This is a genomic window from Pseudomonas putida W15Oct28 (assembly GCF_000708715.2).
Lineage (GTDB): Bacteria > Pseudomonadota > Gammaproteobacteria > Pseudomonadales > Pseudomonadaceae > Aquipseudomonas > Aquipseudomonas putida_R.
Window position 1 is genome coordinate 35,735 of record NZ_JENB01000037.1, and the last position, 14,444, is coordinate 50,178.

Sequence of the window (14,444 nt, forward strand, 5' to 3'; positions counted from 1 at the left end):
GGCTTAATCCTCTGCCGCCACATCCACCACCTTCCAGCTGTCATCCGGGTCGAAGCGCTTCATCTCCTTGGCCAGCCTGTCGCCGTGCGGCCCGAGGTCTTTCTCGAACACCTGGCCATCATGGCTGATCATGAAGCTCATCACCCCGGTGTCGTCGTACTTGGCCGGCCAGGCGACCATGGCGAAGCCACGGCTCATCTGATTGCCGATCAGGTAGCTGTAGGCGCCACCCGGGGCGGACGGGCCTTGTGCGTCGAGGATGCGGAAGTGGTAGCCATACCAGTCGTCACCCACCACATCCTGGCCAAACAGCGGCCCCAGGGGGCTGACCTGGCCATCGCCGTCGTCATCCCAGTACAAGCCGTCATGCTTGCCAGGCTCACTGAAGATTTTTTGCGCGTACTCCAGCGCACCGTTGCCGTTATGGTCCTCGGCGGCGTAGTCCATTTGCGCATCGTGATAGGCCAGCAGCGACTGCAGAACACCCAGCTCGTTGCGGCCGATGCGCCGGGCGCGGATTTCGGCGCTGCCGGCCTTGAGGTCGAAGCGCCAGCCCTGGCTGCTTTTGGTCAACGGAATGGGCAATTTCCAGTGACCACTGCCCACCGCCAGGATGGCCTTGCCCTCGCCTGCCATGTCGATACTGTGTTGCGCGCGATACTGCTCCAGAAAAGTGTCCACATCGCTGCGCTGCACACCACCACGCGGGATATAGGTGCGCCAGTCATCACCCAGCAACTGGGCCAGGCGGGCTTCATCGGCCTTTTCCGTGCCCAGCGCCGCAACGAAGGACTCCACGGCCTTCTCCGGCGTTGGGAAGGCTTCCTGGGCAGCCGCCAGGGAAGCCCATGCCACGCATGCCGCAAGCAGCATGGCTGCAAATACTGGACGGTTCATCGACGGCCTCCTCCGCCGCGACGCATTGGCGCACTGGGCCGGGAGATCTGGTGGCCGGCGGCACGTGATGCACTGGGCCGCTGGGCAAACGACTGGCTGGTACGACCGCGGTCGGCCTGCATATTGGTGCGCGCGGGCGAGCGCACGCCGTCAAAGGCATTGTTACGCGCCCGGCCGCCGCTGTTGGCCGGCCGGTTCTGTGCCACCTGCCGGCCTTGGCCATTGCGTGTTTCCTGGCGACGGTCGGTTGCTCTGGCATTGTCGCCACGGGGTTGCATGCGGTTGCCGACCGAATTGCCGGCCTGCGCCTCGCGCATTTGCTGGCGTGCCTGGCGGTTGTCGGTGGCCGGCCGTTCGATACCTGCGCGGTCCATCGAGGCCCGGGCCTTGTCCCGAGCCTGCGCCCGCTGCGCGTCGTCGCCACGGAAGGCAGTACGCTGGGTGGCGCCGTCCAGTTGGCGGCCATACTGCTGGCGGCTGCGGGTATCGCGGTAAGGCACGCCTTCGCGATTCGCGGCATTGTGCTGCCATTTGTTCTGGTTGTTGGTGATGCGGTTGTTGGCGTTGATGTTGTTGTAACGGTTGACGTCGATGTCGATGTCATTGTTGCCCCAGTCGCAGTCGCCCCACAACGAGGCGACGATCGCCACACCGGTACCAAAGGCCAGGCCGGCCACCAGCGCGGAACCTGGGTAGTACATCGGCGGCGGCGGGTAGTACACGGGCGGTGAAGCCGGGTAGGCCCAGGTACCATAGGTGGTAGTCGGGTTGTAGCTGGGCACGTACACCACTTGCGGGTCGGCCGGCTGAATGATGATGGTGGATGGGGGGCTGCTGGCAGCCTGTGCTGCCGGGGCGGCCTGCACGGTCACGTTCTGGTACTGGTTGCTTTGCAGGTTGCCGGCCGCCTGTGCCTGGTGACGCAAGCGCTGCACCGCGCCCATGACATCGTCGGGCTGCGCCAGAAAGGCATCACCCAGGCGCTGCACCCACACCGGGTCCTGGCCCAGGGTCGCCAGCAGCTGCGGGAAGGCGACCAGCGCTTGCACGCTCGGGTCCCACGGCTGCTTCGCCACCTGTTTCACCGCATCATCGCCCGACGCCTTGGGGTTGGCCTTGGACCAGGTCACAGCTTCGTTCACCTGCCCCGGGTAAGTGGCCGCCATCAGTACCTGGGCCAGCAGCGGATCGGGGTACAACGCAACCGGCGCCAGCATCTGGTCCAGCTGCTCCTGGGTGAACACCGGGGTCTTGGCCGCAACCGTGTCGGTTTGCGGGGCCGGGTCGGGGGCTGGTACGTCTTGCGCCAGCGCCAGGCCGGGCGCCGCGTTCAGGCACATCAGCGCCGACAGCAAAGCAAACAATGGCATGCGCATCGCTTATCCCCAACAGGTCAGATCGCGTGGGTTAAGGGTAGCAATGGCGATGCTTTTGGCCACATGTGAGAGCGCAAACTTTTAGCACTGATGCTTGCGTCAATAGTGACTATCGAACAAGGCAATTTCTACTGATCGCGCAGGCTTAATAACCTAGCTCCATCGATTCGAACCTGGCGAATCCCCTGCATTCCGGAGCTGCTCGATGAACACCAAGGCCCGCCTCTTCCTCACTGCCCTGGCCGCAACCAGCATTGCTGTACTGGCAGGCTGTGCCAACCACCCTGAACTGCGTGCGTACAGCGCCGAAGAGACCCGCCAGCTGCAACTGGAAGCGTTGCAGCGCCGCGGCCTGTCCCTGGACGACTATGAGCAGCAACGGCGGGTGATCCAGCGTGCCGGCAACCTGCCCGTGGTGACCGAAGCCGCCGACGCAGACCGTTCGACCAAAGGCTGAGTGGGGCAGGCAAAGGTTCCCTCCTTCCACCTGCGCAGGTATCCTCTACCGCTCAACCGCAAGCCTTCCAGGATGGAGACCATGACCAGGCCCCTTCTGTTGCTGAGTGCTGCACTGTTGTTCAGCCCAGTGTTGATGGCCCAGCAGATAAAACGCGAACTGGGCGACTTCGACTTCACACTCGGCACCACACCCTCGCGCAGCATGGCCCAAGGCCTTATCTCACCCAGTGCCGTCGGCGCATTCCACGGTGGTCTCGATTTCAGCCACCCCAGTGGCTGGTACCTGGGCCAGTACGCCCCCAGCACGGGCGTCACCCCCAACTCGACCCTGCGCCTGGACAGCTACCTGGGCTACAAGCACCATTTCGACAGCAGCCTGGGCTATGAAGTGGGGTTGATCCATTACAGCCAGCCGACTATCGCAGGCCCCGACAGCTACGCCCTTTACGGTGGCATCTCGCTGTTGGGCAACCGCTTCGGCGGCGCGCTGCGCGACAACCCCGGCAACCGCACCGGCACCCTGTTCGCCGACTTTGGCCAACTACCGCTGTTTGATGCCGACCTGACCGTCAAGCTCGCCCATCATCGCCTGGGCACCCCTTTCACCATTGGCGACGGCAGCCAGGTGAATGCCTTTTCCGACTGGTCGCTGGAGCTGTCGCGGCCCTGGCTTGGCATCGACCTGAACCTGATCTACAGCAACTCCAATCTCAGTGGCGGCGGTTGCGACGCGTATTCGGGCATCAACACCTATTGCGACAGCGTGGTCACGCTCAAGGCCCAGCGCAGTTTCTTCTAGCGCCGTGGTGCCAGCGCAGGGCAATACCGCCCAGTGCTTCAGCTACAGCGCCGCCATAGCCTCGATTTCCACCAGCATGCCGTCCAGTGCCAGCCGGGGTACCGGGATCAGCGTGCAGGTCGGTTTCATGTTCGGGCCCCAGGCCCTGTCGGCCTCGGCCACCCATTGGCCCAGGCGCGTCTCGGAGTGCTCGACAATCAGCAGTGTCAGCTTGAACACCTGGGCCAGGTTGGCGCCTTTGGACGCCAAGGCCAGTTCAAGGTTGGCCAGCGCCTGGCGGGCCTGCTCGGCGAACAATGGCGACAACTGGCCGTTGCCGTCCTCCCCGCCCTGGCCGGCGATGAACAGCAGGCGGCTGTCAGCGCGCACTTCGGCAACATGGGAATAGGCATTGCCACTGGGGTCGTACAGGCCCTCTGTGTTGCTCAGCTGAAATGCAGTTGATTGGGTCACGACAAGCACTCACTCGGTTGGAAGAGTGGCGGAGTATCGGACCTGAAGTTAACTCGAGGTCAAGCGCAGGGTAGGACATTTCGCACAATGCATTGCCATGCTTGAACCACGCGTCTGTTTGCGCGATGGCCGTCAGGCAGTAGATTGCAAGACCCGGCATGGAGGCCTGTACGTCACAAGGAAAAGCGCATGAGCAAATATGATTTTCAGCTGGCCTATACCATCAAGCCGCACAACCCTGCCTACGATGAAGCCGATGCCGCGCAGGCACGCCTGCACCTGCGCGAGAAGCTCGGCCTGGACACCGTCGAGCAGATCGAAACCACCCTGCTCGGCATGATCACGCTTAAAAGCACCATCCTCGCAGACCGCAAGCGCGAAGCTGAAAAGCTGCTGCACGATTACATCCATGAAGCACTCAGGCAGCTGCAGGTGCTCTCGACCGTGAAATTCTACGGCTGCCTGATGGTTGACGGGCTGGGCCCAGCCATTCGCTTCGACATCCTGCCCAAATGAATATCGGTGGCATCAGGCGCCCCCGCGTCTGATGCCGGAAACCGTCATTTTTCCTGGAGGACCGCCCTGCCCTTCACCGCCCGCGGCCCGCGCCAGGCCCAGAACAACAACCCCGGGAAGGGTGCGTAGACGACGAATACGATCCACAGCATCTTGCGCTCGGCGCGCCGGTCACTGCCGATGATGTGCCAGATGGCCCAGATTTCCATCAGGATGACCAAGGCTGCGATGGTGATCCAGATCGTTCCTATTTCCATGAGCGCTCTCCCGTTTGGCATGTAATGCGTTGGGTTACCGATAGCGTTGAGGGTTCAGATTGATTTGACCAACAGTATGGCATCGCGAACCGTTGTAGGAGCGGCCTTGTGTCGCGATGGGGTGCGCAGCAGCCCCAGGATATTTGCCTTGCTGTAGATGGTAGGGGGCTGCTTTGCAGCCCATCGCGACACAAGGCCGCTCCTACAAGGGTCGGCGTCCTGCCGTCAATGCTGTGGGGCGCGCTCGAGCGCTGCCTTCAACGCCGCTGCATCGGCAAACGCCCGCTGGCTCACCAGCACGCCCTGTTCTAGCTGCAACCACTGAACTTGACCTTCCTGCCCGGGATAACGGCTGGCCACATCTCCCTCACGGTCGAGCAGCACCCGGTAGCTGTAATCGCGCATGGCGGGGATGGCGAACAGCTTGCTGATCAGCGCCGGCATGCGCTGGATGTCGGCAACGAACACTGCATCACGCGCCTCGAGGTAGCCCTTGGGTTGCTCGGCCAACGCCGCTTTGACCAACTTGGCGCCGTCCATGTCGCGGGCTACCAGCAGGATGTGCGTGCCGGTATCGAGGCTGTAGGCCTGGTCGTGCTGGTCGAGCAGCGTCCACGGGGCCAGTTTCTCGCCCGGTTCCAGGGCATTGGCCAGCAGCGGCAACAGGCAGAACAACAGGGCAACGGCGTACTTCATCAGGGGCGTCCTCAGTGACAGTGGGGCAACAGGGCGGCAAAAGGCCAAGCCAGACAGGTTGCCTGAACACGACCTGAAATACGACACAGCCACCCGGGACATTGTCTTTCCCCCGGCCACCCGCCACACTCTGCGGGCCAGCCAGGAAGCGGAGTCCAGAGTGCCCACGCCACGTCAGTTCAGCAAGAAGACCAGCACCAGCAACATGCTGCGGCTGAAATCCACCAGCGCCAATGCCCAGGCCCCCTATCGGGTTGATTTCGTCCTGCTCGAACACTTCTCGATGGCCAGCTTCACCGTGGCCATGGACGTGCTGGTCACGGCCAACCTGCTGCGCGGCGACAGTTTCCAGTTCACCCCGCTGTCGATGGATGGCGACCGGGTCACCAGCGACCTGGGGTTGGAACTGGTGGCCACCGAGCTGTCCGCCGGGGCGCTGAAAGAACTGGACTTGCTGGTGATCTGCGGCGGTTTGCGCACCCCACTGAAGTACCCTGAACTCGATCGCCTGCTGGACGACTGCGCCGCCCACGGCATGGCCCTGGGTGGCCTGTGGAACGGTGCCTGGTTCCTTGGCCGCGCCGGGGTGCTGGACGACTATGGCTGCAGTATCCACCCCGAGCAGCGCGCCAGCCTGTCCGAGCGCAGCCCGCAAACCCGCATCACCCCGGCCAGCTTCACCCTCGACCGCGACCGCCTCAGCGCCGCCAGCCCCAATGGCGCCATGGAGCTGATGCTGGGCCTGGTGCGCCGGCTGTATGGCGACGGGCTGGCCGAAGGCGTGGAGGAAATCCTGTCGTTCTCCGGGGCCCGCTACCGCCAGGTCGGCCCGGGGGCGAAGAAGTCCATGAGCCTGCACCTGCGCACCATCGTCGAGCTGATGGAGAACAACCTGGAGGAAACCCTCAGCCTCGACCAACTGGCCGCCTACAGCGGGCGCTCACGCCGGCAGATCGACCGCCTGTTCCAGGCGCAGCTGGGCACCTCGCCACGGCGCTACTACATGGAACTGCGCATCACCAAAAGCCGCCGGCTGCTGCAGTACTCCGACCTGTCGGTGATGGAAGTGGCAGTGGCTTGCGGGTTTGTTTCGGTATCGCACTTCAGCAAGTGCTATGCGGCGTACTTCGGCTACCCGCCGTCGCGCGAGCAACGGCTGGGCGAGTGAGTGGGAAAAACTCAGATTTAACCCCTTCCTTGTAGGGCGTTTCCCCGCCCAGAACTTCGCATTAAAGCTGATTAATGTGCTGCCAGGGCCGGCCCTTTCGCGGGCATGCCCGCTCCCACAGGATCACCACAGCCCGCAAGGTTTGCACAGGACCTGTGGGAGCGGGCGAGCCCGCGAAGGGGCCGGCCCAGGCAGTCGAGAGTTTTCAGGGGATTGAACAATGACATGGGCCGCTCTCTACCTAAGCGCTATGGCCAAGGCGCTGATGGATGATGCTGAGTTGGGCATGAAGCAGTGAGGGCTTACCTTCAGGGTGTGAGAAGGCTGCAAGGTGTTCGCCGCAGCAGTTTCTGCGCCTGTTAAACCGAGCTCCACCCACGCGGCGCTCGGTTTCATGGGCGCCGAATACCTACCGCCCTACTCAGGCGCGGATATAGCGCAACACGGCGTCACAGATCATGGCTTTGTGGCGCAGCTTGACCTGGTCGTCAGACAGGTCGATCTGGAAGATCTCGCCAAAGGTATGGCGGTTCGACACCCGGTAGAAGCAGAACGAGCTCATCAGCATGTGCAGGTCGATCACCTCGATGCCGGCGCGGAATACGCCTTCCTCCACGCCACGGTGCAGGGTGTTGCCCAGGGCTTCGAGCACCAGGCTGCTCATTTCGCGGATCGCCGGCGACTGCTTGACGTACTCGCCATAATGGATGTTTTCGGTGCAGATGATCCGCACGAAATCGACGTTGCGGTCATGGTGATCGAAGGTGAACTCGACCAGCCGGCGTATCGCCTGCTCAGCCGGCAACGACTCCAGGTCCAGGCTTTGCTCGGTCTTGCGGATGTCGCCGTACAACTTCACCAGGCACTCGCAGTACAGCTGTTCCTTGCTGCCGAAGTAGTAGTAGATCATGCGTTTGGAGGTAGCGGTGCGCTCGGCGATGGCGTCGACGCGCGCGCCGGCCAGCCCTTGCTGGACGAACTCGTTGATGGCTGCCTGGAGGATGTCCTCGCGGGTTTTCTCGGGGTTGTTCTTGCGCGTTTTGCGCCCCCCTTCGGTTTCAGGCTGGCCAAGGCTGACTACGGAATCACTCATACCCACTCACAGGCTATTTATTGGAATACGGGGGATTATCCGCGAGCGCAGCCATGCAGGGAAGCACGCTGTTGGTCGGGTAGCCATAATGCATTGCGGCTGGCCGGCCTTGATATCGCGCCGTGCAACCCGCTAGCCTGCCTGCCCCTGCCCTGGATGGACCCTGCCTCATGCAACCGCGCGACCTCGCCGCCTACCTGTTCCTGGCCATCGCCTGGGGCTTTTCGTTCCTGGTGTTGCTCAAGGTGGTGCATGCCTTCGGCTGGGTGGGCGCGGTCAGCCTGCGTGCACTGATTGCCAGCGGCACCCTGGCGGCCCTCGCAGCCCTGCTGGGCCGCCCGCTGCGCCTGCGCCCGCTGCTGGTACCCTTGCTGGTGGTGGGCGCGACCACGGTGGCCGGGCAACTGATCGGCATGTCGTACGCCACCCCACGCATCGGCACGGCGATGGCGGCGATTTTTGTCGCCACCATTCCGCTGTTCTCGATGCTGATCGGGCGGGTCTGGGGGCTGGAGAAAATAACCCCGCAAAGCCTGGCCGGGCTGCTGCTGGGCATTGTCGGCATCGCCATACTGGTCGGCTTTCCGGCCAGGCCGGTCGATGACGATTTCATCCACGGCTGCATCGCCTCGCTGTTGGGTGCCATCAGCGCCGCCTACGGCAGCAATTACGCCAGCCTGCACCTGCGCGGCCAGGACCCGTGGACGGTCACCGGCGGTGCGTTTCTGGCGGGCGGGCTGCTGACTTTGCCGCTGTTGCTGGTGGTACCGGTGCCCAGCGTGCCACAAGCAGGCGACTGGCTTTACCTGCTGATCAGCGGCGCCGTGATGAGCGCCACCACCTACGTGTTGTACTTCGGCCTGGTGGCACGGATCGGCGCCACCCGCGCCATCAGCGTGGAATTCGTGGTCACGCTGGTGGCGGTGCTGGTGGGTGCGCTGTTTCTCAATGAAGCCCTCAGCCTGTTGCAGGCGGCGGGTGGCCTGGTGATTCTGCTTGGCTGCATGCTGGTGCTGGGCCTGCTGCCAGGGCGCAAGCAGCGCCTGCCGAGCTAGCGCTGGGCGGTGTCGCGCGCCGGTGGCGGGGTCAGTTGCAGCACGCGATTGCGCCCGCCTTCGGCCAGCAGGTAACCGCCCTTGCCGTCCGCCACGATCGACTGCGGCGCCTTGAGGAAGGTCAGCATGGTGTGCTGGACGCCGTCAGCATCGATTAGCAACAAGCGTGCGCGGTGGGTGTTGTCTTCGCTGATCCACAGGCCACGCTGGTCGCAGAACAGGAAGGTCGGGTTGCGCAGGCCATCAACCACCACCGGGTCCTTGCCATCGTCAGACAGGGCGCGAACCTTGCCGTTGGCTTTCTCGGTGTACAGCAAGCGGCCGTCGTTACAACGGGTGAGGCCTTCGGTTTCGGTCAGGCCGGAGCGCAGCACATCAAGCTGGCCGCTGGCCCAGTCATAACGCATCAGGCGGCCATTGCCCTTGCGGTCCTCGATGGCATACAGGTGGTCGCCGTCATTCCACAGGCCCTGCACGCTTTCACCGTCGAACAGATGGGTAACCTGGCCATCGCGGGCCAGGCTTACAGGCGCCTGGCCGCCTTCCTGGCTGAACACCCATCCGCCTTGTGCCGCGACCATACCATCGGGCTTGGACAGATTGTCGACCACCACGACACGTTCGCCGGTCGCGGTGATCTTGAGGATGCTGCCAAGGCCATCGTCCAGCTCGCGGCTGACCAGCAGGCTGCCATCCGCTTGCGGCAACAGCGATGCGGCCTTGGCCACATCACGATGCAGCACCTCGACACCCCAACCAGTGGCAGCCTGGACCGGGTAGAAACTCTGCCAGGCGAAGAAACCCAAGGTGGCGGTGAGCACGCCGGTAGTGGCGGTCAGGGCGATGCGGGTGCTGCGCTTGCGCAGGAATTGCGGCATGTAGGGCTCCTTGGGAATGCCGGGGATGCTAGCAAGCGGATGTGAAAAAAATGTCGAAAGAATGCAAACCGTTACAAAACAAAAGGATATAAAAATAACAAAACAATCTAACGAAACGGAATATAAAAATTGAAAGCCAATCGCCACCTCCTTAGTCTGGGCGCATCGCTTCCCACCCGGTTTCAAGGAGCAACCCCATGCCAATCCGTGCCTTCTCCCCCCTGCGCCGCCTGCTGATCGGCGGTCTGCTGGCCAGTGTCGCCAGCGCCCTGCTGCCCTGGTCCGAAGCCCTGGCCGACGACGCCAAGACCCTGCGCATCGGTTACCAGAAGTTCAACAGCATCAACATCCTCAAAGGCAGCGGAGCCCTGGAAAAGGCCCTGGCCCCGCAAGGCGTGAAGGTCAGCTGGCACGAATTTGCCGCCGGACCGCAGTTGCTCGAAGCCCTGAGCACCGGCGCCATCGACCTTGGCCACGCCGCCGACGCCCCATCGGTGTTCGCCCAGGCCGCCGGCAAACCGGTGGTGTACCTGGCCGCCGAGCAGCCCTACCCACGTGGTATCGGCCTGGTGGTGCGCGAGCAGGACCATGTGGCCGGCGTGCAGGACCTGAAAGGCAAACGCGTAGCCACCGGCCGAGGCTGGAACGCCCAGTACCTGCTGGCCGTCGCGCTGGAACAGGCCGGCCTGAGTTACCAGGACATCACCCCCGCCTACGTCAACAATGCCGCCGATGCCGTGGCCGCCCTGCAGTCGGGTAGCGTGCAGGCCGTGACCCTGTGGGACCCGTTCCTCGCCGCAGCAGAAAGCCAGCCAGGCCTGAAAAACCTGCGTGACGGCAGCGGCCTGTCCAACAACCGCACCTTCTACCTGTCCACCGCCAGCTATGCCGACCAGCACCGTGCGCTGCTGAAAACCTTCTTTACCGAGCTGGGCAAGGTCAGCCAGTGGGCCAACGCCAAGCCCGCAGAAGTCGCAGCACTGCTGGCCCCGCAGCTAGGCATCAACGCCAACGTGCTGGAAGTGGCCAGCGAGCGCCGTAACTACAACGCCGTGGCCATCACCCCGCAGATTGTCGCCGAACAACAGAAACTGGCTGACACCTTCCAGGGCCTGGGCCTGATTCCACACAAGTTGCAGGTGGCCGACGCGGTTTACCCGGCATCCGTGTTGCCTTGAGCGGAGCGCACCTGACATGCCCCGCCCGATCCGCTTCAACGCGTTCAGCATGAACGCCGCCAGCCATCAGTCCCCTGGCCTGTGGCGCCACCCACGCAATACCAGCGTGGCCTTCAACCGCCTGAGCTACTGGACCGACCTGGCCCGCTTGCTGGAACGCGGGCTGTTCGACGCCCTGTTCATTGCCGATGTGCTGGGCATCTACGACGTCTACCAGGGCGGCCCTGAAGCCGCCCTGCGCGGTGGCGTGCAGGTACCGGTCAACGACCCGCTGCTGCTGGTGCCGGCCATGGCCGGGGTCACCGAGCATCTGGGGTTTGGCGTCACCTTCTCGCTCACCTATGAGCACCCCTACCCCTTCGCCCGGCGTATGTCCACACTCGACCACCTGAGCAATGGCCGGGTCGGCTGGAACATCGTCACCGGCTACCTCGACAGCGCCGCCCGCAACCTCGGCCTGGCGCGCCAGCTGGGCCACGACCAGCGTTACGACCTGGCCGAGGAATACCTGCAGGTGCTGTACAAGCTGTGGGAGAAGAGCTGGGACGACGACGCGGTGCTGCTGGAGCGCGACAGCGGGCGCTACATCGAGCCAACCCGGGTGCACCCGATCAACCATGTGGGCGAGCACTTCCAGGTGCCCGGCATGCACCTGTGCCAGCCGTCACCGCAGCGCACGCCGGTGCTGTTCCAGGCCGGCGCTTCGGCACGCGGCCAGCAGTTTGCCGCACGCCACGCCGAATGCGTGTTCATCAGCGGCCCGACCCCGACCGTGTTGCGCCGCTACGCCGACGGCATCCGCCAGGCCAGCGAGGCCGCCGGGCGAGGTCGTGATGAAGTGCTGATCTATGCCCAGGCGCTGTTGATCGTTGCCCCTACCCGCGAAGAAGCCGAGGCCCGCTTCGCCGAATACCGTCGCTACGTCGACCTGGACGCTGCCCTGGCGCTGCTGTCGGGCTGGACCGGCATCGACTTTGCCGGCCTCGACCCCGATGCGCCGATCGAATACGTCGAAAACGACGCCGGCCGCGCAGCCCTGGCCGCGTTTACCGCCGCCGACCCGAACCGCCGCTGGACCGTACGCGAGGCCGCCGAGTTCGTTGGCCTGGGTGGTCGTGGCCCGGTCCTGGTAGGCGCCGCCAGCGAGGTCGCCGACCAGCTGGAAAGCTGGCTGGACCAAACCGGTATCGACGGTTTCAACCTGACCTACGCCGTGCAGCCGGACGACCTGGCCAATGTGGTCGAGTTGCTGGTGCCCGAGCTGCAACGCCGTGGCCGCTACCCGTCGAGCTACACCGAAGGCACCCTGCGCCACAAACTGTTCGGCCAAGGCGATCGACTGCCGGAACAGCACGCCGGGCGCCAGGTCGACATTCAGCGATCAAATACCGGGTATTCCAACATTTAATTTGTGGATGGCGCGCGCTCGACCCTATTCTGTTGCCACATCCCCTGCGCCGCACCGGCCGGTGCGGTTCACGGCACGGGGAGAGAACAACAAGTCGAGATTGTCCATGTCGAACCATTCGTACTTCGCCCCCCACGGTGGGCACCCAGCTCAAACCGAGCTGCTGACTGACCGTGCCATGTTCACCGAAGCCTATGCCGTCATCCCCAAGGGCGTGATGCGTGACATCGTCACCAGCCACCTGCCGTTCTGGGACAAGATGCGCATGTGGGTCATCGCCCGCCCGCTGACCGGTTTTGCCGAAACCTTCTCCCAGTACATCGTCGAGCTGGCCCCGGAAGGCGGCAGCGAGCGCCCTGAGCTGGACCCTAATGCAGAAGCCGTGGTGTTCATCGTCGAAGGCGAGCTGGACATCACCGTTGAAGGCAAGCACCACACCCTGGTACCGGGCGGCTACGCCTTCCTGGCCCCGGGCGCCGAGTGGAGCCTGCGCAACAACAGCAAGTCCAACGTCACCTTCCACTGGCTGCGCAAGCACTACCAGAAGGTTGAAGGCCTGGACGTACCGGAGTCGTTCGTCACCCACCGCGACAACGCCACCGTCATCGAGATGCCGGGCACCGAAGGCCGCTGGAAAACCACCCGTTTCGTCGACATGGCCGACATGCGCCACGACATGCACGTGAACATCGTCACCTTCCAGCCGGGCGGCGTGATCCCGTTCGCGGAAACCCACGTGATGGAACACGGCCTGTACGTGCTGGAAGGCAAGGCGGTATACCGCCTGAACCAGGACTGGGTCGAAGTGGAAGCCGGCGACTTCATGTGGCTGCGCGCCTTCTGCCCGCAAGCCTGCTACGCCGGCGGCCCAGGCAACTTCAGCTACCTGCTGTACAAAGACGTGAACCGTCACGTGCACCTGACGCTGAACCCTAAGCGTTAACACATCGGGGGCTGTGGGCCCCCATCCTCGAAAGGCCGGCATACACAGTGCGCTGTGGATGTCGGCCTTTTTGCATATGCAGCAACTTTCAGACCTCTCCTCCTGCCGCTCACCGTTCGTGCAAGCACTCACGCCTTCATCCCCCGCACTCATTCCTCATCTAATTCCCCTTCAATAAAATTGTTTAAATACATAGTTACCATGCAGGAACTTTCTTACAGATACTTCTGATTTTCGAGCCCACCCAAAAATCTTGCCCCTTATGCGTTTATGCTCTCATTTCGTCTTGCTGCCCAGCCCTCGAACAGAGCGGCTTCTCACAACCTAAAGTCCGGAGGTACGTACTGAACACTGCATCGCGTTAACACTGCGAATGTAACTTTTCACTTAATAAAAAACTGTTACAGATATTCGCCCTACACAGCATGAGGTGAGTCCTTAGCGAATAATCACGGACTTCGCACTACCGCCTTTAGTGAACTTATGCCGTACGTTCTACAAATGGATCTGGTTCTACAAACCTGCCCGAAGGATTCAACAGCGGGAGAACATATGATTAGCTCAAGTGATATGCGTTCTATCTTCAGCATCCTCACAGGGTGGGGGCTGTAAACATGAATGCACAAGACAAGAAAGTAATCGAAGAACGCGAAGTCGCCCTCGTCCCGTTGAACAATCTGGTCGCTGAAGACCTGGGCCAAGGCGAAAAGATCGTCAACGAGTGGCTACTGGACCTCAGCGGCAATCAGATCGACCTCGCCACCGTCAAGGCCTGGGCCGGCGCGGTGCCAGTGGTCGGCAACATCGTCGCCCTGTTCGATGCCCTGGGCGACATCATCCACCTGACCAAGACCGGCTCCAGTGACCCGCTGGACTGGGTCAGCCTGGGCATCAACCTGATCGGTGTGGTCACCCTCCCTTTGGGGCCTGCTGGACAGGGCCGGCGCGGTCATCAGCACCGCAGCCGGGGCGCTTCAGTACGGCGCGACCGAGGGCTACAAAGCGGCAGCGAGCAACACTGGCCTGGTTGTAAAACTTGTTCAGCCACACATCAAAGTGCTCAAGGGCCTGGCCGTGCTGATCCGGCAAATGCTCACCGCGCTGGCCAACCCGGCCACACAAAACAGCATTGCCTGGCTGCTCGCCCAGCTCAACGCTGGCCTGCGCAAGCGCAAACCCGCGCGCCGGCTCTCGGTCAACACCCCGGCGCACGGCTCGGGCGTGGCGAAGCAAAAAGGCACCGCAAGCAGCGTGGAAGCCACCCACAA

The 14,444-nt window shown here is 63.1% G+C and carries 16 protein-coding genes and 1 pseudogene; 10 read left to right on the top strand and 7 right to left on the bottom strand.

The features are described from left to right. Nucleotides 1-3: 3 nt before the first annotated feature. Nucleotides 4-897 (bottom strand): DUF2950 domain-containing protein, encoded by an 894-nt coding sequence (locus AK81_RS21515; protein ID WP_043202317.1) that lies wholly within the window; start codon nucleotides 895-897, stop codon nucleotides 4-6. Continuing rightward, nucleotides 894-2,273, bottom strand: coding sequence for a DUF3300 domain-containing protein (locus AK81_RS21520; protein ID WP_043202320.1), 1,380 nt, complete (start codon nucleotides 2,271-2,273; stop codon nucleotides 894-896). Before AK81_RS21520 ends, AK81_RS21515 begins: the two co-directional genes overlap by 4 nt. 205 nt (nucleotides 2,274-2,478) lie before the next feature. On the opposite strand from AK81_RS21520, the gene AK81_RS21525 reads away from it, so the two are divergent. Both AK81_RS21525 and AK81_RS21530 read left to right on the top strand, forming a co-directional pair. After that, on the top strand, nucleotides 2,479-2,730 hold the full coding sequence (locus tag AK81_RS21525; protein WP_043202321.1) for a hypothetical protein: 252 nt from the start codon (nucleotides 2,479-2,481) through the stop codon (nucleotides 2,728-2,730). Between the two features lie 81 nt (nucleotides 2,731-2,811). Continuing rightward, nucleotides 2,812-3,531 carry a TorF family putative porin gene (locus AK81_RS21530; RefSeq protein ID WP_043202323.1) on the top strand — a complete coding sequence of 240 codons (720 nt, stop codon included), beginning with the start codon at nucleotides 2,812-2,814 and terminating at the stop codon, nucleotides 3,529-3,531. 42 nt (nucleotides 3,532-3,573) lie between these two features. Here the strand turns inward: AK81_RS21530 and AK81_RS21535 are convergent, their stop codons facing one another. After that, on the bottom strand, nucleotides 3,574-3,984 hold the full coding sequence (locus AK81_RS21535) for a RidA family protein (protein ID WP_043202324.1): 411 nt from the start codon (nucleotides 3,982-3,984) through the stop codon (nucleotides 3,574-3,576). Nucleotides 3,985-4,173: 189 nt separating this feature from the next. Here AK81_RS21535 and AK81_RS21540 point away from each other — a divergent pair, with 189 nt between their 5' ends. Continuing rightward, the gene (locus AK81_RS21540) at nucleotides 4,174-4,500 is read left to right on the top strand and encodes a hypothetical protein (protein ID WP_043202325.1); all 327 of its coding nucleotides are present in this window, start codon (nucleotides 4,174-4,176) and stop codon (nucleotides 4,498-4,500) included. A 44-nt stretch (nucleotides 4,501-4,544) separates the two neighbouring features. Here AK81_RS21540 and AK81_RS21545 read toward each other — a convergent pair whose 3' ends face one another. Next, the gene (locus AK81_RS21545; RefSeq protein WP_043202327.1) at nucleotides 4,545-4,757 is read right to left on the bottom strand and encodes a PLD nuclease N-terminal domain-containing protein; all 213 of its coding nucleotides are present in this window, start codon (nucleotides 4,755-4,757) and stop codon (nucleotides 4,545-4,547) included. Between the two features lie 225 nt (nucleotides 4,758-4,982). After that, entirely contained in the window at nucleotides 4,983-5,453 is a 471-nt protein-coding gene (locus AK81_RS21550) for a hypothetical protein (protein ID WP_043202328.1), read from the bottom strand. Nucleotides 5,454-5,613: 160 nt separating this feature from the next. Between AK81_RS21550 and AK81_RS21555 the strand changes: the two genes are divergently transcribed. Continuing rightward, nucleotides 5,614-6,621 (top strand): GlxA family transcriptional regulator, encoded by a 1,008-nt coding sequence (locus tag AK81_RS21555; protein ID WP_043202330.1) that lies wholly within the window; start codon nucleotides 5,614-5,616, stop codon nucleotides 6,619-6,621. Between the two features lie 220 nt (nucleotides 6,622-6,841). After that, a pseudogene (locus AK81_RS29800) lies at nucleotides 6,842-6,919 on the top strand (DUF3077 domain-containing protein); the annotation flags it as partial. 123 nt (nucleotides 6,920-7,042) lie between these two features. Here AK81_RS29800 and AK81_RS21560 read toward each other — a convergent pair. Continuing rightward, on the bottom strand, nucleotides 7,043-7,714 hold the full coding sequence (locus AK81_RS21560) for a TetR/AcrR family transcriptional regulator (RefSeq protein ID WP_043202331.1): 672 nt from the start codon (nucleotides 7,712-7,714) through the stop codon (nucleotides 7,043-7,045). A gap of 170 nt (nucleotides 7,715-7,884) precedes the next feature. Here AK81_RS21560 and AK81_RS21565 point away from each other — a divergent pair, with 170 nt between their 5' ends. Then, on the top strand, nucleotides 7,885-8,769 hold the full coding sequence (locus AK81_RS21565) for a DMT family transporter (RefSeq protein ID WP_043202332.1): 885 nt from the start codon (nucleotides 7,885-7,887) through the stop codon (nucleotides 8,767-8,769). Here the strand turns inward: AK81_RS21565 and AK81_RS21570 are convergent. After that, nucleotides 8,766-9,647 (bottom strand): hypothetical protein, encoded by an 882-nt coding sequence (locus AK81_RS21570; protein WP_043202334.1) that lies wholly within the window; start codon nucleotides 9,645-9,647, stop codon nucleotides 8,766-8,768. The genes AK81_RS21565 and AK81_RS21570 overlap by 4 nt on opposite strands. A 197-nt stretch (nucleotides 9,648-9,844) precedes the next feature. Between AK81_RS21570 and AK81_RS21575 the strand changes: the two genes are divergently transcribed. The 4 genes from AK81_RS21575 to AK81_RS29805 all read left to right on the top strand — a co-directional run. Beyond that, nucleotides 9,845-10,825 (top strand): aliphatic sulfonate ABC transporter substrate-binding protein, encoded by a 981-nt coding sequence (locus AK81_RS21575; RefSeq protein ID WP_043202335.1) that lies wholly within the window; start codon nucleotides 9,845-9,847, stop codon nucleotides 10,823-10,825. 16 nt (nucleotides 10,826-10,841) lie between these two features. After that, nucleotides 10,842-12,233 (top strand): LLM class flavin-dependent oxidoreductase, encoded by a 1,392-nt coding sequence (locus AK81_RS21580; protein WP_043202336.1) that lies wholly within the window; start codon nucleotides 10,842-10,844, stop codon nucleotides 12,231-12,233. 106 nt (nucleotides 12,234-12,339) lie between these two features. Continuing rightward, entirely contained in the window at nucleotides 12,340-13,176 is an 837-nt protein-coding gene (locus tag AK81_RS21585; protein WP_016499386.1) for a bifunctional allantoicase/(S)-ureidoglycine aminohydrolase, read from the top strand. Between the two features lie 614 nt (nucleotides 13,177-13,790). Next, a partial coding sequence (locus AK81_RS29805) for a hypothetical protein (RefSeq protein WP_154100825.1) occupies nucleotides 13,791-14,444 on the top strand: 654 nt, incomplete at its 3' end.

Bases quoted from the DNA above. Each gene is read 5' to 3' on its own strand.
- AK81_RS21575 (WP_043202335.1), top strand. From the start codon at position 9,845: ATGCCAATCCGTGCCTTCTCCCCCCTGCGCCGCCTGCTGATCGGCGGT.
- AK81_RS21565 (WP_043202332.1), top strand. From the start codon at position 7,885: ATGCAACCGCGCGACCTCGCCGCCTACCTGTTCCTGGCCATCGCCTGG.
- AK81_RS21525 (WP_043202321.1), top strand. From the start codon at position 2,479: ATGAACACCAAGGCCCGCCTCTTCCTCACTGCCCTGGCCGCAACCAGC.
- AK81_RS21585 (WP_016499386.1), top strand. From the start codon at position 12,340: ATGTCGAACCATTCGTACTTCGCCCCCCACGGTGGGCACCCAGCTCAA.
- AK81_RS21540 (WP_043202325.1), top strand. From the start codon at position 4,174: ATGAGCAAATATGATTTTCAGCTGGCCTATACCATCAAGCCGCACAAC.
- AK81_RS21570 (WP_043202334.1), bottom strand. From the start codon at position 9,647: ATGCCGCAATTCCTGCGCAAGCGCAGCACCCGCATCGCCCTGACCGCC.
- AK81_RS21545 (WP_043202327.1), bottom strand. From the start codon at position 4,757: ATGGAAATAGGAACGATCTGGATCACCATCGCAGCCTTGGTCATCCTG.
- AK81_RS21520 (WP_043202320.1), bottom strand. From the start codon at position 2,273: ATGCGCATGCCATTGTTTGCTTTGCTGTCGGCGCTGATGTGCCTGAAC.
- AK81_RS21550 (WP_043202328.1), bottom strand. From the start codon at position 5,453: ATGAAGTACGCCGTTGCCCTGTTGTTCTGCCTGTTGCCGCTGCTGGCC.
- AK81_RS21515 (WP_043202317.1), bottom strand. From the start codon at position 897: ATGAACCGTCCAGTATTTGCAGCCATGCTGCTTGCGGCATGCGTGGCA.
- AK81_RS21530 (WP_043202323.1), top strand. From the start codon at position 2,812: ATGACCAGGCCCCTTCTGTTGCTGAGTGCTGCACTGTTGTTCAGCCCA.
- AK81_RS21560 (WP_043202331.1), bottom strand. From the start codon at position 7,714: ATGAGTGATTCCGTAGTCAGCCTTGGCCAGCCTGAAACCGAAGGGGGG.
- AK81_RS21580 (WP_043202336.1), top strand. From the start codon at position 10,842: ATGCCCCGCCCGATCCGCTTCAACGCGTTCAGCATGAACGCCGCCAGC.